This is a genomic window from Mobilicoccus pelagius NBRC 104925, assembly GCF_000247995.1.
Classification (GTDB): domain Bacteria; phylum Actinomycetota; class Actinomycetes; order Actinomycetales; family Dermatophilaceae; genus Mobilicoccus; species Mobilicoccus pelagius.
This window is the reverse complement of the sequence record NZ_BAFE01000001.1, coordinates 22,598-44,410: the sequence shown is the minus strand read 5'-3', so window position 1 is coordinate 44,410 and position 21,813 is coordinate 22,598. Positions and strand designations below refer to the sequence as shown.

At 72.8% G+C, this 21,813-nt stretch carries 17 protein-coding genes; 8 read left to right on the top strand and 9 right to left on the bottom strand.

Annotated features, from left to right (window positions below; translation table 11 throughout):
• Positions 1 to 17: 17 nt before the first annotated feature.
• Entirely contained in the window at positions 18 to 1,733 is a 1,716-nt protein-coding gene (locus tag MOPEL_RS00215; protein ID WP_009480860.1) for a DNA polymerase, read from the bottom strand.
• 214 nt (positions 1,734 to 1,947) lie between these two features.
• On the opposite strand from MOPEL_RS00215, the gene MOPEL_RS00210 reads away from it, so the two are divergent.
• Positions 1,948 to 2,841: an SDR family oxidoreductase gene (locus MOPEL_RS00210; RefSeq protein ID WP_217994484.1), complete on the top strand. Its 894-nt coding sequence runs from the start codon at positions 1,948 to 1,950 to the stop codon at positions 2,839 to 2,841.
• 135 nt (positions 2,842 to 2,976) lie between these two features.
• Here MOPEL_RS00210 and MOPEL_RS00205 read toward each other — a convergent pair whose 3' ends face one another.
• Positions 2,977 to 4,158, bottom strand: coding sequence for a trans-sulfuration enzyme family protein (locus MOPEL_RS00205; protein ID WP_009480858.1), 1,182 nt, complete (start codon positions 4,156 to 4,158; stop codon positions 2,977 to 2,979).
• Between the two features lie 191 nt (positions 4,159 to 4,349).
• On the opposite strand from MOPEL_RS00205, the gene MOPEL_RS00200 reads away from it, so the two are divergent.
• The gene (locus tag MOPEL_RS00200; RefSeq protein ID WP_009480857.1) at positions 4,350 to 4,832 is read left to right on the top strand and encodes an Lrp/AsnC family transcriptional regulator; all 483 of its coding nucleotides are present in this window, start codon (positions 4,350 to 4,352) and stop codon (positions 4,830 to 4,832) included.
• 45 nt (positions 4,833 to 4,877) lie between these two features.
• Here MOPEL_RS00200 and MOPEL_RS00195 read toward each other — a convergent pair whose 3' ends face one another.
• The 5 genes from MOPEL_RS00195 to MOPEL_RS00175 all read right to left on the bottom strand — a co-directional run bounded on the left by MOPEL_RS00195 (position 4,878) and on the right by MOPEL_RS00175 (position 12,190).
• A complete protein-coding gene (locus MOPEL_RS00195) occupies positions 4,878 to 6,356 on the bottom strand; it encodes a protein adenylyltransferase SelO (protein WP_009480856.1) in 1,479 nt (492 codons plus the stop codon).
• 241 nt (positions 6,357 to 6,597) lie between these two features.
• Positions 6,598 to 8,214 (bottom strand): ATP-dependent DNA ligase, encoded by a 1,617-nt coding sequence (locus MOPEL_RS00190; RefSeq protein WP_040632158.1) that lies wholly within the window; start codon positions 8,212 to 8,214, stop codon positions 6,598 to 6,600.
• A gap of 230 nt (positions 8,215 to 8,444) precedes the next feature.
• The gene (locus MOPEL_RS00185; RefSeq protein WP_009480854.1) at positions 8,445 to 9,254 is read right to left on the bottom strand and encodes a hypothetical protein; all 810 of its coding nucleotides are present in this window, start codon (positions 9,252 to 9,254) and stop codon (positions 8,445 to 8,447) included.
• Between the two features lie 468 nt (positions 9,255 to 9,722).
• A complete protein-coding gene (locus MOPEL_RS00180; protein WP_009480853.1) occupies positions 9,723 to 11,102 on the bottom strand; it encodes a sugar porter family MFS transporter in 1,380 nt (459 codons plus the stop codon).
• A gap of 275 nt (positions 11,103 to 11,377) precedes the next feature.
• Entirely contained in the window at positions 11,378 to 12,190 is an 813-nt protein-coding gene (locus tag MOPEL_RS00175) for a DUF4232 domain-containing protein (protein WP_040632123.1), read from the bottom strand.
• Positions 12,191 to 12,473: 283 nt separating this feature from the next.
• Here MOPEL_RS00175 and MOPEL_RS17495 point away from each other — a divergent pair, with 283 nt between their 5' ends.
• The gene (locus MOPEL_RS17495; RefSeq protein ID WP_009480851.1) at positions 12,474 to 13,235 is read left to right on the top strand and encodes a hypothetical protein; all 762 of its coding nucleotides are present in this window, start codon (positions 12,474 to 12,476) and stop codon (positions 13,233 to 13,235) included.
• 76 nt (positions 13,236 to 13,311) lie between these two features.
• Here MOPEL_RS17495 and MOPEL_RS00165 read toward each other — a convergent pair whose 3' ends face one another.
• On the bottom strand, positions 13,312 to 14,160 hold the full coding sequence (locus tag MOPEL_RS00165; RefSeq protein WP_009480850.1) for an aldo/keto reductase: 849 nt from the start codon (positions 14,158 to 14,160) through the stop codon (positions 13,312 to 13,314).
• Positions 14,161 to 14,284: 124 nt separating this feature from the next.
• Between MOPEL_RS00165 and MOPEL_RS00160 the strand changes: the two genes are divergently transcribed.
• The 5 genes from MOPEL_RS00160 (at position 14,285) to MOPEL_RS00140 (ending at position 20,742) form a co-directional block, all read left to right on the top strand.
• Positions 14,285 to 15,160: an aldo/keto reductase gene (locus MOPEL_RS00160; protein ID WP_040632121.1), complete on the top strand. Its 876-nt coding sequence runs from the start codon at positions 14,285 to 14,287 to the stop codon at positions 15,158 to 15,160.
• Positions 15,161 to 15,416: 256 nt separating this feature from the next.
• On the top strand, positions 15,417 to 17,291 hold the full coding sequence (locus MOPEL_RS00155) for a glycoside hydrolase family 3 protein (protein ID WP_009480848.1): 1,875 nt from the start codon (positions 15,417 to 15,419) through the stop codon (positions 17,289 to 17,291).
• Positions 17,288 to 18,205: a MurR/RpiR family transcriptional regulator gene (locus tag MOPEL_RS00150; RefSeq protein WP_009480847.1), complete on the top strand. Its 918-nt coding sequence runs from the start codon at positions 17,288 to 17,290 to the stop codon at positions 18,203 to 18,205. The genes MOPEL_RS00155 and MOPEL_RS00150 overlap by 4 nt, the downstream gene beginning before the upstream one ends.
• A gap of 3 nt (positions 18,206 to 18,208) precedes the next feature.
• Positions 18,209 to 19,213, top strand: a complete 1,005-nt coding sequence (murQ, locus tag MOPEL_RS00145) for an N-acetylmuramic acid 6-phosphate etherase (protein WP_009480846.1) — start codon at positions 18,209 to 18,211, stop codon at positions 19,211 to 19,213.
• Complete coding sequence (locus MOPEL_RS00140; protein ID WP_009480845.1) at positions 19,210 to 20,742, top strand: PTS transporter subunit EIIC; 1,533 nt, start codon at positions 19,210 to 19,212, stop codon at positions 20,740 to 20,742. The genes murQ and MOPEL_RS00140 overlap by 4 nt, the downstream gene beginning before the upstream one ends.
• Before the next feature lie 62 nt (positions 20,743 to 20,804).
• Here the strand turns inward: MOPEL_RS00140 and corA are convergent, their stop codons facing one another.
• Positions 20,805 to 21,779: a magnesium/cobalt transporter CorA gene (corA, locus tag MOPEL_RS00135; RefSeq protein ID WP_009480844.1), complete on the bottom strand. Its 975-nt coding sequence runs from the start codon at positions 21,777 to 21,779 to the stop codon at positions 20,805 to 20,807.
• Positions 21,780 to 21,813: the final 34 nt, after the last annotated feature.

Here is a 21,813-nt window from a genome sequence, read left to right as displayed (position 1 = left end):
CACGGGTGCGGGGGCGGTTACTCCTTCGCCTCCGACCAGCGGGCGACGATCTGGGTGTCGCTGACGAACCGGGCGGGGCTGCCGCCGGTCCAGCGGCGGGTGGCGTCGAGGAGGGCGCGGTCGACGCGGGCGGCGGTCTCCTCGCCGTGGTCGGCGGGGACGTGGACGAGGAGTTCGTCGTGCAGGCAGAGGACGATCCGCGCGCCGAGGTCGCGCGTCGTGGCCCGTACGGTCGCGGCCCACGCCTTGAACAGCTCCGCCGCTGCGCCTTGGATGATCGCGTTGCGCGCGAATCGGCCTCGTGCGGCGTCGAGTTCGGGATTCTCCCCGGGGCGTCGGTCGGGGCCGAGCATCCGGCCCGTGGGCAGCAGGCGCCCGCCGTACGTGCGGATCGCCTCGCCCCGCACCCCCGCGTCGTAGGCCCGTTCGAGGTGGGCGACGGCGACGGGGTACTCCCGCTGCAACCCGGCGAGCGCGGCGGACGCGGCCCCCGCACGGCCGCCGTACATCGCCGAGAGCACCGCGACCTTCGCGTGCGCCCGCTCGACCCCGAGGCGGGCGGCGACGGGCGCGTAGAGGTCGTCGGCCTGCGTGGCCTGCACGAACGCCGCGTCGCCGGAGACGACGGCGAGGACCCGCGGCTCGATCTGCCCGAGGTCGGCGCGCACGAACACGTGCCCGGGGCCCGCGGCGACGGCCGGGCGGAGCATCGCGGGCAGGTTGTGCAGGCCGCTCGCGGCGGTCATGCGCCCTGCGCCGCCGTCGCAGGGGCGCCACTCGCCGCGGAGACGGTCGTCGGGGCCGATGTGCTCCTCGATCCACGCGAGACCGTAGGTCGTCGCGATGCGTTCGGCGACGCGCCATTGCAGGAGCGCGGGGACGACGGGGTGGACGGCGGCGTAGTCGGCGAGGACGTGCTTGCGGGTCGAAGGGACGTCGATGCCGACGGAGGCCAGCATGTCCTTCACCGCGGCGGGGTTGCGCAGGTCGGTGTCCTCCCGGTCGGGCACGAGGCGCAGCACCTCCGCGTCGCGCGCGGCGGGCGGGCCGCACAGGGGACCGACGATGTCGAGGAGGGCGCCGCGGTCGACGGGAAGGCCGTCGTGGCGCAGTTCCTCGCAGAGCGCCGCGGCGGCCGACTCGGAGTGCACGGTGGTGACGAGCCGCGGCGACACCCGTCGCGCCGCCTCCTCCTGCGCGCGAGCGCACGCGAGCGCGGCCTCGCCCCAGGTGAGGAGGCGCTCGTCGGTGACGGCCCACTCGCCCGCGACGGCGTCGGCGCGCAGGTAGCCGTCGGGCCGAATCGGAGAGGTCTCGTCGCCGCCCTCGTCCCCGGCGCCCGCGAGGTCGAGGAGGTCGCCGCGGTGGGCGGCGGGGAGCCCGGCCGGGTCGAGGCCGTGCGCGGCGGCCCACGCGAGCCCGGGATCGGCGCGCATCCCGCCGACGAGGAGCCGGTGTGCCTCGGCGACATCCCACACCCGAGCCGGACGTACCTCCGCGTCGACGAGGAGTCGCCCCGCCGAGAGCGCGGCCCACCACACCCACCGCGGGCGTCCCTCCTCGAGACGTGCGGCGAGTGCCGACGCGTCGTCGACGTCGACGACCTCGCGGATGCCGGGGCCCACGAACGCCACCCGAGGACGCGGCGGGGCTCCCCACGCCTGCGCGGCCGACGGACCCACGACGAGCGCCACCCACTGCTCGCGGGGAGGCGCGTCCGGGGTGCTCGACATGGGCGTCACCCTAGGCGCCCCCACCGACGATCCGATCCCGGCCGTCCGCCGTGGCCGCACACGCCGGGTCACCTCGCCCCCGACACCCCTCCCCGAGGGGCGGCGGACGATGCCCCGAGCCGTATTCCCTTGTCGCCCATGACGACCTCATGGCATGCGCAGGGCGAGGACCGGGTAAGGGCAGGGCATGGCTACGGAGGACACCAACACCACCATGACCGACCAGCTCACGTTCCAGGACCCGGTCTCCCGGTACCCCTCGATCACGCCGCCCGAGGACTCGCTGCCCGGCACGGGCCTCGACGCCGACATGACGCCCGAGGCCGACCTGGGCGAGAAGTCCTACCGCGGCACCGGCCGCCTGACGGGCCGCAAGGCGCTCGTCACCGGCGGCGACTCCGGCATCGGCGCCGCCACGGCGATCGCGTTCGCCCGCGAGGGCGCCGACGTCGTCATCGCCTACCTCCCCGAGGAGGAGGAGGACGCGCAGAAGGTCGCCGAGGTCATCAAGGCCGAGGGCCGCACCGTCGGCACCGTCCCCGGTGACCTGCGCGACAAGCAGTTCTGCCGTGACCTCGTCGCCAAGGCCGTCGAGATCCTGGGCGGGCTCGACATCCTCGTCAACAACGGTGGCAAGCAGGTCGCCGTCGCCGACGTCGCCGACATCGACGACGAGCAGATCGAGGCCACGTTCGACGTCAACATCATGGCGATGTTCCGCGTCGTCAAGGCTGCGCTGCCGCACCTGCAGCCGGGGTCGACGATCATCAACACGACGTCCGTCGAGGCCTACACGCCGTCGCAGCAGCTCGTCGACTACGCGTCGACGAAGGCCTCGATCAACAACTTCACGAAGAGCCTGTCGCAGCAGCTCGCGCCGAAGGGCATCCGCGTCAACGCGGTCGCGCCCGGCCCGATCTGGACCCCGCTGCAGCCCTCCGGTGGCCAGCTCACCGAGAACCTGCCGGAGTTCGGCAAGGCCACGCCGCTCGGCCGTGCCGGTCAGCCGACCGAGCTCGCCCCCGCGTACGTGTTTCTCGCCTCGCCCGAGAGCAGCTACGTCGTCGGCGCGACGATCGCCGTCGCCGGTGGCATGCCCACCCCGTGACGATCGGCGCCTGCCGGTCGCCACATGACGATCGCCGCAGGGTCCCGCACCGCGCATGCGATGACCGCGTGACATGACGACGCCGGGAGGGGACACGCAGTCCCTCCCGGCGTCGTCGTGTCTGCGACCGGGTGGTCAGGCCTGCATCGCCCGCTCGAGGTCGGCGATGAGGTCCTTCGGGTCCTCCAGGCCGACGGAGAGGCGCAGGACGCCCGGCACCGGACGCGCCCCGGGCGCGACGGGGCGGTGCGTGAGCGAGGCCGGGTGCTGGATGAGCGAGTCGACACCGCCGAGCGAGACGGCGTGCGTGATGAGCTTCGTGTGGTTCGCGATGTTCGCCGCCTCCTCGTAGGAGCCCATGTCGAACGCGACGATCGCGCCGGGGCCCGACATCTGACGGCCGAGGAGCCCGGCCTGGTCGTCGCCCTCGACGCCCGGGTAGTAGACCTTCTCCACACCCTCCTGCGTCGTGAGCCACTCGGCGACGACCTGCGCACCGGCCTGCTGGGCCCGCACACGGATCGGGAGGGTCTGCAGGCCACGGTGGATGAGGTACGCCGACAGCGGGTGGAGGATGCCGCCCGTGAGGGCGCGGACGCCGCGGATCTTCGCGGCCCACTCCGCGTTCGTCGCGATGAGACCGGCGAGGACGTCGCCGTGACCGCCGAGGTACTTCGTCGCCGAGTGCATGACGAGCGTCGCGCCGAACTCGAGCGGCCGCTGGAGCACCGGGGTGGCGAACGTGTTGTCGACCATCACCGGCACGTCGCCGGCCTGGCGGACGACGTCGGCGATGTCGACGAGTTCGAGGGTCGGGTTGCCGGGCGACTCGACGATGATCAGGCCGGTCTCGTCCGTGATCGACGTGCCCACCTCGTCGGCCGTGGCCCACGTGACCTTCGTGCCGAGCATCCCGGTGGCGAGGACGTGGTCGGTGCCGCCGTAGAGGGGGCGGACGGCGACGATGTTCGGCTTGCCCTCCTGCACGCAGGCGAGGAGCACGGCCGAGAGGGCTGCCATGCCGGAGCCGAAGGACACGGCCTGTTCGGTGCCCTCGAGGGAGGCGACGGCCTCCTCCATGCGGGCGACGGTGGGGTTCCACAGGCGCTGGTAGACGGCCGAGTGACCCTCCTCGAGGGTGCCGCCGGTCGCGAGGTTCTCGTAGGAGTCACCACCGGACTCGACGTCGGGCAGGGGCGACGTGCTCGACAGGTCGATGGAGGGGACGTGCAGTCCGAGCGACGCGAGGTCTTCGCGTGCACCGTGGACGGCGAGGGTGTCGAACCCGGCGTGGGTGAGGTCGTGCGTGTCTGACATGGCGGACTCCGGCATCGTCGGCGGTGGATCCGGCACGGTCGTGATCTTCCGTGCGGCTGCTCACAGTCTGCGGATCCTGCGGCGGATGGTCAATCGTTTCGCAGGATCTTCCCCCACGGATCGTTCTACGCTGGGCGGGACGCGGTGTCGACGTCGCGTCGCTCCTTCCCCCAGCCGAGAGACGGCCGCCGATGACCCGCCAGGACGATCCCCGCCCCCTCGACGAGGTCGACCGCACACTGCTCGCCCTCCTCGAGGAGGACGGCCGCATGTCGAACGCGCAGCTCGCCCGTGAGAGCGGCCTCGCCGAGTCGACGTGCCTCGCGCGCGTGCGGTCGCTGCGGGAGCGCGGCGTGATCCGCGGGGTCCACGCCGACGTCGATCCGGCGACCGTCGGGCGTGGCGTCGAGGCGATCGTCGCCGTGCGCTTCGCCGGGCACGCCCGCGCCGACATCGAGGAGTTCACCGCCGCGGTGCCCGACCTCCCCGGCGTCGTGAGCCTCCTCCACGTCTCCGGCGGCACCGACTTCTACGTCCACGTCGCCCAGCCGACGGCCGGCGACCTGCGCGACTTCGTCCTCGACCACCTCACGACCCGCTCCGGGGTCGCCCACGCCGAGACCTCCCTCATCTTCGACTCCCGCCGCGGGCGCCGGCCCCTCAGCGAGGGGTGACGCCGGCCGCCGCGCCCGCCGCGGTCGTCTGACCCGCGCGTCCGCTCAGGTGCCGCAGTACGTGACGTGCGGGGCCGCGGTCTGCGGGGCGGGGTGGGCGAGGTCGGGGACGGTCGTCTCGTCGTCGTACGGATGCCGGAGGGCCTCGACGACCCGCTCGAACGGGGCGAGGTCACCCTCGGTCGCCGCGGCGAGGACGTCCTCGACGACGTGGTTGCGGGGGACGACGTGCGGATTCACCGCGCGCATCGCGGCCGTCGTCGCCTCGCGGTCGGAGCCGGTGACGGCGTCGCGGCGCTGCACCCACGCATCGAAGGGCGCCGGGTCGTCGAACAGGTCGCGTGCGGTGCCGGCCGCCAGGTCGCGGAAGAACCGCGTGTGGTCGACGCGCGCGGCGGTGAGCATCGCGAGCGCATCGGTGACGATCCCGCGCAGGCCCTCCCCCGCGGCGTCGGCGTCGATACCGAGCTTGCGGGCCATGAGCGGCAGGTACGCCGCGTCGTAGAACTCCGGGAACCGCGCGAGGACGTCGGTCGCCGCCTCGACGGCGGCCTCGGTCGGCTCGGACAACGCCTGCCCGTCGAGCTCGCCCTGCGCGCGACCGATCAACGGCAGCAACGCCTCTCCCAGGCGGGCGAGGTTCCACTGCACGATCCCCGGCTGGTTGCCGTACGCGTACCGGCCGCCGTGGTCGATCGAGCTATACACCGTGCGCGGGTCGTGGGCGTCCATGAACGCGCACGGGCCGTAGTCGATCGTCTCGCCCGAGAGGGTGCAGTTGTCGGTGTTCATCACGCCGTGGACGAACCCGACGCCCATCCACTGCGCGACGAGTTCCGCCTGCACCCGCGCGACCGCCTCGAACAGGGCGAGGTAGGGGTCGTCGGCGTCGCGGGCGGCGGGGTGGTGCCGTTCGATCGCGTGATCGGCGACGCCGCTAAGGATGTCGAGCCGCCCGGTCGACGCGGCGTACTGCACCGTACCAACGCGCAGGTGACTCCGTGCGACCCGTGCGAGGACGGCCCCCGGCAGCGGCCGCTCCCGCCGCACGACGCCGCCGGTCGCGACGACCGCGAGCGACCGCGTCGTCGGGATGCCGAGCGCCGCCATCGCGACGCCCATGAGGTACTCGCGCAGCATCGGACCGACGGCGGCGAGGCCGTCACCGCCGCGGGCGTAAGGCGTACGCCCCGAGCCCTTGAGGTGGAGGTCTCGACGCACGCCGTCGGGGGCGACGAGCTCACCGAGGAGAAGCGCGCGACCGTCACCGAGCACCGGTGAGTACGAACCGAACTGGTGCCCCGCGTAGCCCTGTGCGTACGTCGGCTGCGACTCCGGCACGGCCCCGGTGAGAAACCGCACCCCCTCCGGGCCGCGCAGCCAAGCGGCATCGAGCCCGAGCTCACCTGCCAACCCGTCGTCGAACGCGAGGAGACGCGGCTCGGCGACCTCCGCCGCACGCCACGGCGTCGAGAGATCCGGTACTGCGGCGGCGTACGTCTGCTCCAGCTCGGGTGCACCCATGCGTCCTGCCTACGCGACCGTCCGCGCTGCGGCAACCCGAGCACCCCGTCCGGCGGCGGCGTCGTCGAACCGGTCGACGACGCGGGGCCGGGCGCGTACCGCCATGAGAACGGACTCGATTCGGTCACTGTCGGTAGCGCCGCAGGTCGGCGTGGGGCCGATGCCCTGCGCGGCGCATCGACTCCGTTCTCACGGCGTTGTCCTGGCGCAGTGGCGCGAGCGGTGGTGGCGACGGGGCGGGTCAGCCAGCGAGGGCGCGGACGGTCTCGATCGTGTCGGCCTGGCCGGCGGTCTTGTCGTCGCGGTAGCGGAGGACGCGGGCGAACCGCAGGGCGAGCCCGCCGGGGTAGCGGGTCGAACGCTGAAGCCCGTCGAAGGCGATCTCGACGACCTGCTCGGGCCGCACGTGGACGACGTGCCCCTCGCGGTGCGTCTCGAGCTCGAGGAACCGCCGCGTCTGCCACTGGAGCATCTCGTCGGTCATGCCCTTGAACGTCTTGCCGAGCATGACGAATCCGCCCGACGCCTCCGGGTCGCGCGCCCCGAGGTGGATGTTCGACAGCGTGCCCCGGCGACGGCCTCCGCCCCATTCGACGGCGAGGACGACGAGGTCGAGGGTGTGGCGCGGCTTGACCTTGACCCACCCCGCCCCGCGACGACCCGCCGCGTAGGAGGCGTCGAGGTTCTTGACGACGGCGCCCTCGTGACCGGCGGCGATCTGGGCGTCGAAGAACGCCGCACCCTCCTCGGGGTCGGCGGTGACGAGCCGCGGCACGAGCGCCTCCTCCGGCAGGAGCGCCGCGAGGCGGGCGAACCGGTGGCCCGCGGGGACGTCGAGGAGGTCCTCCCCGTCGAGGTGGAGGAGGTCGAACGCGAACGTCGTCACCGGCGTCGTCGCGGCGAGGGCCGCCGGGTCGGTGCGGCTCGCGGTGCGGGCGCCCGTCACCTGGAACGGGTGTGGGCGTCCGTCGGGTCGGAGGGCGATCGCCTCCGCGTCGAGCACGGCGCTGCGCACCGGCAGGGCGGCGAGGAGGTCGACGACCTCGGGGAGACGGTCGGTGATGTCCTCGAGGGAGCGGGTGAACAGCCGGACGGACCGCCGCCCGGGCATCCCCGCGTCCCCGTCGGGTGAGGGGCCTCCCTCGGGCACCTCGACCCCGCTCTCACCCACCTGCGCCTCGCCGGTGAAGACGTGCGCCTGGAGCCGGATGCCGTCGAGCTTGCGTTCGAGCGCGACGGGAGCACCGTCGCCGGTCTGTGTCATCGCCGCGGCGACGTCGGGCGCCGACCCGGCGAGCATCGGCCGGAGCGGACGCCCGACGACGAGGCCGATCTCCGCGAGCGCCTCGACACCGCCTCCGAGCGCGGCCTCGGCGATCGCCGTCGTCGACCCGGCGAGCATCACCGCGCGCCGCACGGCGGCGACGGGGACGTCGGCGGCCTCCGCCACCGCGGCCTGGAGCACCCCGTCGAGCGCGCCCTGTCGCACCTCACCCGTGAGCAACCCGCGGAGGAAGGCCTGTTCGGACGCGGTGAGGCGACCGAACAGGGCCGCGACGGCGGTGGCGCGACGGGCGCCCGACCCGGCGCCGGTGAGCGCGGCGATCTCGGTGATCGCGGTGTCGACGTCGGCGACGGTGACGGTCGAGGTGTCGGCGGGCTCGGGCAGCGAGGTGAGCGAGCGCCACCCCACGCCCGTGCGGCGCTGCGGGAGCTCCCCGGCGAGGTAGGAGGCGACGAGTCGCGCCTCGCCCGCCCCGGCGCGACGCAGCGCGTCGGCGACGAGAGACGTCTTCGTCGTGCGGGAGCGGGTCGCCCCCACCTGCGCGGAGGTCGCGACGACCTCCCCGAACCGCATGCCCACACCCTCGCCGCTCATCGCCCCAGCATCCCCGACCCCGCCACGTCCTGTCGCGGCGAACCGCGGCTCACGCCACCGGCATCAGAGCAGGGGACGGGCGTCATCGCAGACGACGGCAGGACACCCACCCGCGCGGCGACGCCGACGCCCTCCCGCGTGGGGGACGGCGTCGGCGTCGGCGAGGGCCGCGCCGTCACGAGGACGGGGCGACGGGGCGTCGCGGAACGTCAGGCGGCGAACTCCTCGCGGGCCTTGTCGGCGGCCTGGGAGATGCCGGAGCGCTCGGAGACGAACGCGCCGAGGGCGCCGACGCCGGGCAGGTTGCTCACCGCGCGGGAGAGGAACCCGCCCTGCTGACGCTCGTCGAGATCGGCACGGACGCCCTTGATGCGCGTGGCGACCCGCCACACGAGCGCACCCGTGCGGCCGACGCGGCCGAGGATGCCCGCCTTCTCCTCGGCGGCCTCCCCCGGCACCTCCGGCTCGGGCTGGGCCTCCGGGGCGTCGACGACGGCGTCCACCGCGGCGGGGTCGAGGTCGTGGCCGAGGACGATGCGGGCGGCGGCGGCGACGCGGTCGCTCACGTCGTCGCGCCCCGTCTCACGGGCGACGGCGTTGACGACGAGGATCTGCGCGGCCGCGCCGACGACGTCACCGACCCCGACCATCTTGCCGATCTTGCCTCCCAGCCCGGGCACGGCCGCGAGCGCGGCGGCCGCGGTGCCGAACCGCTTGGTCCACCAGTCGATCCGGTCGTCGAGACTCGCCGTGTCCCAGCCCTTCGCGCGGGGATGCACCGAGCCGAGCGCGAGCCGCCCCGCGACCCCCACCACGGCGCCTGCGGCGGACAGGACCTTCCGGGCGGCCCCCTTGTGCTCCTCCTCCGTCTTCGGGTCGGCCTCGACACCGGCCGCGACCTCCTGCTCGCCCGGCTCGTCGTCGCCGAGGAGCAGGTCACGGGCGCGGTCGAACTCCCGGGAGGCGAAGGCGAGGATCGTGACGATCCGGCGCTCGTCGTCGGTGAGGGGCGTCGTCATGTCGAATCCTCCGTGAAGAGACGTGTCGAACGGTGTCGACGAGTCGGGTGTGGGCGATGCGCCTACGGCTGTCGCGCCCCATCCTCCCCGGAACCGCCCCGGTCGTGCACGCGACGGCCCGAGGGGTTGCGCGTGGGACGCCCCGTGACCGACCCGGCCGACCCAGCTGTCACCGGCATCCGCCGCCGCGTCGCGCAGGCGTCGCAGCGTGCCCGTTCCCGACCGGTGCGGCCCCCGACCGGTGCGGCACCCGGCCCGTCGCCGCTGGGCCGGGCATGAGGGGAAGGACCTCGGACGGCGGTGGGGAAGCCTGCCGTCCGGGGTCCTCTCATGTGTCCGATGGGTCCGCCGGTGGATCGTCGCGACCGGGCCTCACGAGGCAGCGGCCCCCGCGCGCGGGGCGGACGCACGAACGCCCCCGACCCACACCGCGGACGGCGGGGGCCGGGGGCGACGGCGGGGACGAGGTCAGTGCGCAGGCGTGGCATCACGGGCGCTGCCGAGGCCGAGGCGACGTTCCATCTCCTCGAGCGGCACACCCTTCGTCTCGGGCATGACCTTGAGCACCCACAGCAGCTGTCCGACCATGCAGACGAAGAAGATCGAGAACGCGACACCGCCACCGAGGGCGCCGACGATGGGCGGGAACGCCCACGACGTGATCGCCGCGAACACCCAGTGCGTGAGGGAACCGAGGCTCTGACCGCGACCACGGATGCGGTTGGGGAAGATCTCGGAGATGAACACCCAGATCACCGAGCCCTGCCCGAACGCGTGGGCGGCGATGAACACGGTGAGACCGATGAGCACGAGCAGGCTCGAGGTCGAGTCGAAGCCGACGCGCTCGTAGTAGAACATCACGCCGGCGAGGAACCCGAGGCTCACGAGGTAGCCGATCGACCCGACGAGCATGAGCTTGCGGCGCCCCATCCGGTCGATGACGGTGAGGGCGGTCATCGTCGCGACGAGGTTGACGACGCCGACGCCGACGCTCATGAGGTAGGCCGAGTTCTGGGAGGCGCCGGCCTCCTGCATGACGCGCGGGGCGTAGTAGAGGATCGCGTTGATGCCGGACATCTGGTTGAAGAACGCGATCGCGACGGCCATGAGGATGACCTTGCGGTGGGCCGGGGTGAAGAACGGCACGTCCTTCGCGTTCTCGTCGGCACGCATCGAGGCGCGGATCTCGTCGATCTGGAGGCGGGCCTCGTCGTCGGTCGAGCACAGGCGACGCGACGTGGCCTCGGCCTCCTCGGTGCGGCCGACGGACATGAGCCACCGCGGCGTCTCGGGCACGGTCGCGAGGAGCAGGAGGAAGATCACGGCCGGCACGGCCATGACGCCGAGCATCCACCGCCAGGCACCGTCGCCCTCGACCATGTTCCGGATCACCGCGTTGGACGCGTAGGCGATGAGGATGCCGAGGACGATGTTGAACTGGACGAGCCCGACGAGGCGGCCGCGGTTCGCGGGCGGCGCGACCTCCGCGGTGTAGATCGGGGCGACGACGGAGGACGCACCGACGCCGATGCCGCCGAGGAACCGGAAGAGCTGCAGCAGCCACACGTTGGGGGCGAAGGCCGACCCCAACGCGCCGACGACGTACAGCACACCGATGGCGACGAGGACACGCTTGCGGCCGAGGGCATCCGCGGGCTTGCCGGCCGTGAGGGCGCCGAGGATCGTGCCGAGCAGCGCCGTCGTCACGGTGAACCCGAGCATGCCGTCGGACAACCCGAAGACCCGCTGGACGGACTCCTCGGCTCCGGAGATGACAGCGGTGTCGAACCCGAAGATCAACCCGCCGAGGGACGCGACGATCGCACTGCGAATCACGAGTGGCTTCATGCGGGAACGCTATTCCCGCGGCTGCCGGGTTCTGGCGGGAACGACCCATCGGCATCCCCCGGCCGTGCGCAAAATTCGGACCCTCCCGCGCGATCTCCGGCTCTCCGTCGTCCACCGATGCGGCCCGAGGCCCCTTCGCCTCGACGCAGGCCGCATCCGCCCTGGTCACGGCCACGGGGTCGTTGCCGGGTGCCCCCCGCATCCATCGTTGTATGACGGAGTGCCGGGCGAGGTGGGCCCTCGATGCGGGCGCACCCGCCGACGTCTCGCGGCTGTCACCACGCGGCGGGCCGCCAGGGAGTGAGGGAGATCGTGCCGCCGTCGATCAGGTCGAACGGCGCCGGGGAGTCGGGGCCGTCGGGATCGGGGGCGTAGGCGGGGTCACCGGGCAGGGGCACGAGGCGCCGCTCGACGTCGCCGAGACGCACCGTGAGGCGCTGCGGGGCGGCGTGGTCGGCCGCGGTGCCGTACCCGCGCCACCACAGCGTCGACGACGCGCTCGTGCCCGGTGCGAGGAGGAGGCGCGCCACCGGCACCTCGCGGTGGTCGAGGTCGGTCGCGCTCTGCTGCATCGTGAGGGCGAGGGGGCGCCCGCCCTGCTCGAGACGCAGCTCGGGCCATCCGCCGAGCAGGCAGGACGCCGACGTCCGGTTCGTCGCGGTGAGGGTGGTCGTGCCGTTCGCGCCGAGCCACGTCGACCACCCGTGGACGACGAGCGAGAGGTCGTCGACACGGCAGGCCGGCGCCTCCGCGGTCGCGGGCGCCGCCGTCGCCGGGCGCACCGGCGTGGGCAGCACGGCAGGGGGTACCTGGGGACTCCCGGCGTCCCATTCGGGGTTTCCGGTCGGGGGCCTCGACTCGACCGGCGTGGGCGCGGAGGAGAGCGTCTCGGCCGGGAAGGCCGGTTCGCGCCCCGAATCCTCCGTCCGCGCCGCCTGCCGGAACGGGAGGAGCGCGACGACCGCCGCCACGGCGACGAGGACGAGGACCGCTACCGTCGCGCCCCGGCGGGGTCGCCGACGGTCCTGCCGACGTCGCCCCGGGTCCCATCCGGGATGGAGCAGCGACATGTCCTCACGTGTCTCCACACGTGTCTCCTCACGTGTCTCCTCACGTGCCATGGCGTCCCTCCGATCCCGTCCTCCCCCGAGCGCCCACCTGGGCGCCGCCCGACCGGGTGCTGCCCTTCCCATCGACCGGGGCCCGACGAAGGTGACGCCGACGCCCCGGGTGACCGGGTGTCGTCGGGAGTTCGGGCGTGCTTGTCCTCCCGGGCGTCGGGGGCGGACCGATGGGTCAGTAGGCTGTCCGGCGGTTTCGGCGCGGTCGACGATCGTCGGGCGCCCGCACCGCACGATCAGGGAGGCGCACGTGGAATCGATCCACACGACGGGCACGGACGACAACGACGACATGACGCAGGAGGCGGCCCACGACCCCGCCCCCACCGGCGTCGACGAGGACGGTGGGAGCGGCGAGACCGCGGTGCCGACGGAGACCGGGCGTCAGGCGCTCACGGAGGTCGTGGGTGAGATCGAGCGGCGCGGCTTCGCCCACGAGGTCCTCGGCGACGCGGCGTTGCGCGTCTCGATCCCCGCGGGCGACGCCGCGATGGGTGGCGTGACGCTCCTCGAGCCCGCGACGGCCGCGGTCGCGATCCTCGCCGAGACCCGCGACGGGCACTCGGCGGTGCTCATGCGTGACGGGGACGACCTGTTCGTCGTCAAGCGGTCGCCGGGCCTGTGGGAGCACTTCCACTCCCGTGGCGGCCCGGGCGCGGTCTACGGCAGTTGGCGGGGCGGTGAACGCACACGGTTCCGGGTGCGTCACGGCGCGCTGTGGCAGGCCATCCCCGAGGCGGTGACGCTCGCCGAGCGCCTCGGCGTCGTCGATCTGCTCCCGGCGGAGACCCCGCCCCCGCCGCCGCGTCCCGCGCCGGAGATGCCCAAGCGCACCCGCACGCCGCGGGCGGGCACGCGTCCGGCGTCGACGTCGGGGAGCACGAAGCCCTCGACCGCCGGGTCGGCGTCGAAGGCCGCGACGAAGAGCAAGGCGAAGGAGGAGCCGGCGCCGAAGATCTGCCCGCGCTGCTTCGTCCAGCTCCCCGCGAGTGGGATCTGCGACTGCGGCTGAGTCCCGGTCCACCTCGAGACACGCGACGGCGGCCGACCCTCGAGGGGGTCGGCCGCCGTCGTGCGTGTGGCGTGGCTCAGGCGCCGACGTTGAACTCGTCGGGGTCGGGGCCGGAGCGCTTGTTCTCGTCGAGCCCGCGGATCGAGTCCAACTGGGCGTCGGTGAGTTCGAAGTCGAAGAGGCCGAAGTTCGACTCGATGCGGGTCGGCTTGGTCGAGCGGGGGATGACGACGGAGCCGATCTGGAGATGCCAGCGGAGGATGACCTGGGCCGGGGTCTTGCCGGTGGCGTTGGCGATGGAGCCGACGACCGGGTCCTCGATGATGTTGAGCCGCGCGCCGAGGGGACTCCAGTCCTCGGTGACGATGTCGTGCTCGGCATTGAACGTCCGCAGCTCGTTCTGCGCGAGGTAGGGGTGCACCTCGATCTGGTTGACGGCGGGTAGCTCGCCCGTCTCGTCGGCGAGGCGCTGCAGGTGCTGGGCGTGGAAGTTGCAGACGCCCACGGCCTTGGCCTTGCCGCGCTTGCGGAGTTCGAGGAGCGCCTTCCACGTGTCGACGTAGGCGTCCTTGGCGGGGGTGGGCCAGTGGATGAGGTAGAGGTCGACGTAGTCGGTGCCGAGCTTGGCGAGGGACTCGTCCATCGCCTCGAGGGTGGAGTCGAAGCCCTGGCGGTCGTTCCACACCTTGGTGGTGAGGAAGATGTCCTCGCGGGGGATCTCCGTCTGGCGCAGGGCGCGGCCGACGCCCTCCTCGTTGCCGTAGATGGCCGCCGTGTCGATGCTGCGGTAGCCCGTCTTGAGGGCGCGGAGCACGGCGTCGGTGACGTCCTCGTCCGGGATCTCCCAGGTGCCGAAGCCGAGCTGGGGGATGTCGACGGTGCCGTCGCCGGCACGCAGGGTCAGGGTGGGAACGCTGGTCGTCATGTCCTCTCGTTGCCCGTGATCGCGTCTCTCGAAACCCGCCGAGGCCACGGCGCCCGGGGCCGAGGACGGGTGGTCCGGCGCGGTGGGCGAGACCGGGAGGCGCTCCTGCCCTTATCGTCTGGCCATGAAGTCTCGACATCTCGGGCCGTTCACGGTGTCGGCGATCGGCCTCGGCGCGATGCCCCTCTCGATGGGTGCGAACGCCCGCCCCGACCGTGATCAGGCCATTGCGACGGTCCACGCCGCCCTCGGCGCGGGCGTGACGTTCATCGACACGGCCGACATCTACGCGCCCTCCTGGGACGCGATGGGCCACAACGAGGAGATCGTCGCGGAGGCCCTCGCCTCCTACGGCGACACCGGCGACGTCGCCGTCGCGACGAAGGGCGGCATCACCCGCGGCGAGGGCGAGACGTGGGGCCGGGACGGCTCCCCCGAGTACCTGCGCAGCGCCGTCGAGGCGTCTCTGCGGGCGTTGCGGCGCGACGTCATCGACCTCTACCAGTGGCATCGGCCCGACCGGTGGCGCGTGTACGGCGAGTGCGTCGCCACCCTCAAGGAGCTGCAGGAGGAGGGCAAGATCCGCGCGGTCGGCATCTCGAACGCGAACGTCGAGGAGATCGACGTGGCCCTCGAGGTCCTCGGCGAGGGCGGTCTCGCGTCGGTGCAGAACGAGTTCTCGCCCCGGTTCCGCAGCAGCCGTGACGAACTCGAGCACTGCGGGGAGCTCGGCGTCGCGTTCCTCCCCTGGAGTCCGCTCGGCGGCACCGGCGGCCACAGCAGGGACGTCGGCGTCACCTACCCGGCGTTCCACGAGATCGGGGAGGCCCGCGGTGTGAGCCCGCAGCAGGTCGTCCTCGCGTGGGAGCTGTCGCTGGGCGAGCACGTCGTCCCAATCCCCGGCGCGAGCCGGCCCGAGTCGATCACCGACTCCGCCCGCGCCGCCGACCTCGACCTCACCCCCGACGAGATCTCCCGCATCGAGTCGCAGTTCCGCTGAGCCACGACGGACCTCACGACGACGCCCGGACCCCTCGGTCCGGGCGACGTCGCCTGTCCCCTGCCCGGCCCGAGGGTGCCCCACGGCACCTCGGGGATGTGCCTCCGCTCGTGAACCGCCGCCGTCACGCGCCCACCGCCCTGCGCGGCCCCAGAACGACCCGACCAACTCACGCGAGCGAAAACAGCAAAAAGTAGTCACGTTACTCTTACAGTGCGAGGAGTTTCTATTCACTGTCTCGACGAGGAGACCGAGGATGCCCCAGATCGATCGACGTGCCGTCCTGCAGGGGCTGGCGCTCGGCTCGGCCGCCCTGCCCTTCGCCGCCGCCCCTGACGCCGCAGTCGCCGCGACCACCGGTCACCGTCCCACCCCTCCCCCTGTCTCCGACGAGGTGACCCTCCCGGGGAGCGCACCCCGCCACCGCGCCTGGGCGCGACGCGTCCTACGTCGGATGACGGTGGAGGAGAAGGTCGGGCAGCTCTTCACGTGCTACGTCCACGGCGCGAGCGCGACGGACGTCACCGACGAGGAGGCAGCGAAGAACCTCACGATGTTCGGGGTCCGTACCGGCGCCGAAGCCGTGGCCAAGTACCACCTCGGAGGGATCCTCTACTTCGCGTGGTCGAACAACGTGAACGACCCACGCCAGATCGCGAGGCTCTCCAACGGTCTCCAGAAGGCGGCCCTCGCCGCCCGGGTCCCCGTGCCGCTCACGATCTCGGTGGATCAGGAGCAGGGCGTCGTCACCCGCATCGGTCCTCCCGCGACGCTGTTCCCCGGCGCGATGGCGCTCGGCGCCACCCGCAACTCCGGTGACGCGATGGCGGCCGGTCGGGTGACCGCCGCCGAGCTGCGGGCGATGGGCGTGACGATGGACTTCGCCCCCGATGCCGACGTCAATGTGAACCCCGCCAACCCGATCATCGGGGTGCGTTCGGCGGGCTCCGACCCCTCTCTCGTCTCGGCCGTCGTCAAGGCCCAGGTGGCAGGGTTGCAGGCCCCCCACGGGGTGAGTGCGGCCATCAAGCACTTCCCCGGGCACGGCGACACGGCCGTCGACTCTCACGTCGGCCTCCCGACGATCACCCACGACCTCGACGAGTGGACCCGCGTCGACCTCCCGCCGTTTGCGGCCGGGATCCACGCCGGGGTCGACGTCGTCATGTCGGGCCACCTCGTCGTCCCCGCGCTCGACGCCTCCGGCGACCCGGCGACCCTCAGCCGGCCGATCCTGACGGGCCTCCTCCGCGAGCGCCTGGGGTTCCGCGGGCTCGTCGCGACGGATGGCCTCATGATGGCCGGCGTCAGGCAGAAGTACGGCGACGACGAGGTCGCGGTGCGCGCGATCCTCGCCGGGGCCGACATGCTCGTCCAGTCCCCCGACGTCCCCACGGCCTACACCGCCGTGCTCGAGGCGGTGCGCGCCGGCCGGATCCCGATGCGTCGACTCGACGAGTCGGTCCTTCGGCATCTGCAACTCAAGGCCGTGCGGGGCGTCGTCGCCCGTCCGATCGTCGACGAGGCGGCCGTCGGGCGGATCGTCGGCCGGCCCGATCACCGGCGCATCGCCGCGCGCGTCTCCGACGACTCCACCACGCTCCTCCGCAACGAGGGCGTGCTGCCCGCCCGGGTGCGTGGTCGTCGCATCGCACTCGTCGGGTGGAGCAGCGGTGAGACCACCCACGACGTCCTCGAGTCGGCGCTTCGCGTGCGCGGTGCCACCGTCACGCGAGCGACGACGGGCGCCACGCCCACGCCCGCGCAGATCGAGGCCGCGGTCGGGGCGACCCGTCTGGCCGACGCCGTCCTCGTCACGACGTACAACGTCGCGGCGGACTCCCCGCAGATGCGTCTCGTCGAGGCGCTGCGTGCCACGGGGCGCCCGATCGTCGTCGCCGCGGTGCGGAACCCCTACGACATCGCGCATCTCCCGCAGGTGGATGCCTACCTCGCCACGTACTCCTGGGTGCCCGTGGCGTTGGAGTCCCTGGTCCGGACGCTCGTGGGCGAGAACGATCCGCGCGGGCGCCTTCCGGTGGACATCCCGGCCGCCGACGGTTCGGTTCTGTTCCGTCGTGGCAGTGGCCTCGGCTACCGGGGGCCCGCCTCCACGAGTCGCGGACGGTGAACGGCGTCACGCCGACCCCGACCCCGACGCCACTCACGGCGGCGCTGCGACGCGTCCTGCCCACGTTGTCGCCGGAGCCGCGGCGGGTCGCCCAGCAGATCCTCGACGACCCGACGGCGGTCGCCGGACTCGGGCTGGCGGCGCTGGCCGAGCGGGTCGGGACGAGCGAGTCGACGGTCGTCCGGCTCGCCACCTCGGCGGGGTATCGCGGATACCGGGACCTGCGCACGCAGATCGCCCTCGCCGCCGGAGCCGCCGGTGACCTCCCGTCACGCCTCGTCACGAGCGACGTCAGCCGGGACGACGATGTCGAGGCGACGGTCGCGAAGCTCGCGGCCGAGGAGTGCGCCGCGATCGGCGACACCGCCGCCACCCTCGACCGGGACGCCCTCGAACGGGCGGCCGACATGGTCGTCGCGGCCCGCAGCGTCGTCGTCGTCGGCATCGCGGCCTCCGGCCTCGTCGCGCTCGACCTCGCCGGCAAGCTCGCCCGCATCGGTGTCCTCGCGCAGGCCCTCGTCGAGGGCCACGCCGCGATGACCGCCGCCGTCGTGCTCCACCCGGACGACCTCCTCGTCGTCGTCTCCTCCTCGGGGTCGACCGTGGACGTCGTCGAACCCCTCGAACGCGCGCGCCGGGCGGGCATCCCCACGATCGCCGTGACCGCCCGGCCCGGGAGCCCGGTGACCGCGGCCGACGTCACGCTGCTCAGCGTGAGCGCCCGCGAGAGCGCGCTTCGACCTGCGGCGATGGCCTCCCGCACGGGGCAGATGTTCGTCATCGACGTGCTGTTCACGCTCGTCTCCCAACGCACCTTCGATCGGGCCCGCGCGGCGATCGACGAGTCGTGGCACGCCCTCGCGCCCCGCCACCGTCGTCCCACCGGCACCCACACCCCACCCGAGGAGTCCTGACCGATGACCACCGACGTGCCCGACCTCCCGCCCGACGACGCCGTCCGGGCCGAGGGCCTCTGGCGCCTCACGACCGAGCAGGTGGACCCCGTCTTCGGGGACATCGACCGGCTCGACACCCTCGATCTCCTCACCCGGATCAACGCGCAGGACGCGACGGTCCCGAAGGCGGTCGCGACGCAGCTTCCCCGCATCGCCGAGGCCGTCGACCTCGTCGTCGAGGCGTTCGGCGCGGGCGGCCGCCTCGTCTATGCCGGCGCCGGCACCGCGGGACGGCTCGGGGTCCTCGACGCCTCGGAGTGCCCGCCCACGTTCGACACCGACCCCTCCCGCGTCGTCGGCCTCATCGCGGGCGGCCCGACCGCTCTCACGACGGCCGTCGAGGGCGCCGAGGACGACCGCGACGGCGCCGTGGACGATCTCGCGCGACTGGGTATCGGCCCGACGGACGTCGTCGTCGGGATCTCGGCGTCCGGGCGGACCCCGTACGCGGTCGGCGCCGTCGAGAAGGCGCACCGCCGCGGTGCCCGCACCATCGGGCTCGCGTGCAACGCGGGCTCCCCCCTCGGGCGGGCCGCGGACGTGGCGATCGAGGTCGTCGTCGGCCCCGAGGTCGTCGCCGGATCGACGCGACTCAAGGCGGGAACGGCGCAGAAGCTCGTCTGCAACATGATCACGACGGGCGCGATGGTCCGCCTCGGCAAGACGTACGGCAACCTCATGGTCGACGTCCGCGCCACGAACGAGAAACTGCGCGACCGGGCCCACCGCATCGTCACCACCGCGACCGGCGCCGACGACGCCACGGTGACCCGCGCTCTCGCCGATCACGGCGGCCGCGCCAAGGACGCCGTCCTCGCGATCCTCACCGGGTGGCCGCGCGACCGCGTCGACGCCGAACTCGAGCGTGCAGACGGGGTCCTTCGCGCAGCCCTCGCGGCTGGATCCGGCGACACCACCACCACGTCCCCCACGACGTCCCCCACGACCGAGACGGAGATCCCATGAGCACGGTGACAGCGCTGTCCCGACAGGTGCTCGACGCCCTGGGCGGCGCCGACAACATCCACGACATCGAGAACTGCATGACGCGGCTGCGGATCGGGGTGCGGAACACAGACGCGGTCGACGTCGATGCCCTGAAGGCGATCCCGAAGGTGCTCGGCGTCGTCCCCGGCCCGACGATGCAGGTCGTCCTCGGCCCCGGCCTCGTCGACGAGGTCGCCGGTGAGATGGGGCGCCTCACGCAGGTGACCGTCACGGAGGGCGACGATCCCGGGACGCCCGCGTCGGCGGGGTCCACGGCGCCCGACGCCACGAGCGCGACGAGCGCCGAGGCCCTCGCCGCTCGCGGTGAACACCTCAAGGCCGAACGCAAGGCGCGGAACGAGACGCCGGTCAAGCGTCTCCTGCGGCGGGTGGCGAACATCTTCCTGCCGCTCATTCCGGCCCTCATCGCCTGCGGCATCATCGCGGGCCTCAACGGGGTGCTCCTGAACCTCACGACCCGTGGGATCACGCCGTGGGCCGCAGGCATCACCCCTGCCCTCGCCGCGATGGCCAACGGGTTCATGAGCCTCATCGCCGTCTTCGTCGGCATGAACGCGGCGAAGGAGTTCGGCGGCACCCCGATCCTCGGTGGTGCCGTGGCGGCGATCATCCCGTTCGCCGGGGTCGCGAAGGTGACGGTCCTCGGCCAGGCCCTCGCGCCCGGCCAGGGCGGCGTGATCGGCGCCCTGTTCGCCGCCGTTCTCGCCGCGTTCGTCGAGCGGTGGTGCCGCAGGTGGTGCCCCCGTTCGATCGCGATGCTCGTCGTCCCGACCGTCACGGTGCTCGTCGCGGGGCTCGTCACCCTCTACGTCTTCATGACGCTCGCCGGCTGGATCGCCGGTGGCATCGGTGTCGCCGCCAACGGACTGCTGCAGACGGGCGGTGCCCCGGCCGGGTTCGTCCTCGGCGGCCTCTTCCTCCCGCTCGTCATGTTCGGCCTGCACCAGGCGCTCATCCCGATCCACACGACGCTCATCGCCCAGGCCGGCTACACGATCCTTCTGCCCGTGCTCGCGATGGCGGGCGCCGGGCAGGTAGGGGCTTCGGTGGCGGTCTACATGCGCGCCAAGCACAACCGTTCGCTCCGCAACACGATCACGTCGGCGCTGCCTGCGGGTCTGCTGGGTGTCGGGGAGCCGTTGATCTACGGCGTCACCCTGCCGCTCGGTCGACCCTTCGTCACCGCCTGCATCGGTGGCGCCTTCGGCGGCGGGTTCATCGGGTTCTTCGACGCGCTCGGCACGACCGTCGGCTCCACCGCGATCGGCCCGAGTGGATGGGCGCTGTTCCCCCTCGTCACCGGGGACGCCGGGATGGGTGCGGCCGCCCTCGTCTACGGCGGCGGGCTCCTCGTCGGGTACCTCACCGGGTGGGCGGCGACCTACTTCTTCGGGTTCTCCGCGGAGGCGCTCGCCGCGCTCGACACGGACGAGCTCGACGACCAGCGCGCCGACCTCATCGGCAGGGAGCAGGCGCCCCAGGCCTGAGACGCACGACGGGGTCGGTCCTTAACCGGGCCGACCCCGTCGACGTATGCTGCGGACGGGCCTCAGAGCCAGCCGGAGCGGCGGAACTGGACGTAGAGCACGACGCAGGCGGTGACGATGACGCCGAGGACGACGTAGTAGCCGTACTGCATGTGCAGTTCGGGCATGTTGTCGAAGTTCATGCCGTAGATGCCGGCGATCATCGTCGGCAGAGCGGCGATGGCGACCCACGCCGAGATCTTGCGCATGTCCTCGTTCTGCTGGACGGAGACCTGCGAGAGGTAGGCCGAGAGGATGTCCGACAGCAGGTGGTCGTAGCCCTCCGCATGGTCGACGACCTGCATGAGGTGGTCGAGGACGTCGGCGAAGAACGGCCGCAGCTTCTTCGGCACGAGCGAACGCGCGTCGCCCGAGCAGAGGCGCCGCAGCGGGATGACGAGCGGCACCGCGCCCCGCTTGAACTCGAGCACCTCACGCTTGAGCTTGTAGATGTCGGCGCCGTGCACGTCCTGGTCGCCGTCGAAGAGGGCCTCCTCGATGTCGGTGAGGTCGTTGCCGAGCTCCATGTCGATCTGCAGGTACGTGTCGACGATGTGGTCGAGGACGGCGTGCATCACCGCGAACGGCCCGATCTTCAGACGCTCCGGGCGGCGTTCGAGGGAGGCCCGCAACCCCGCGAGCGGGTTGGCCTCCCCGTTGCGGATCGTGAGGACGAACCGGTCGCCGACGAACATCATGAGCTCGCCCGTCTCGACGTCGCTCGTCGCCTCGACGTAGCGCAACGTCTTGAGCGAGACGAAGACGTTCTCCTCGTAGAAGTCGATCTTCGCGCGCTGATTTCCGGTGAGGGTGTCCTCGACGGCGAGCGGGTGGAGACGCAGCTCGTCGTTGACGGCGGCGAACTCCGCGGGCGCGGGATCCTTCAGCCCGATCCACAGGAACCCCTGACCCTGCTCGCGGAGACGTTCCAACTCGGTGCTGGGGTCGCCGCAGGGATGGCGGACGCCTTCGATGTACACGGCCTTGTCGACGATCACCCGCCCATTCTCGGCCCCCGGTGGGCATGCCACG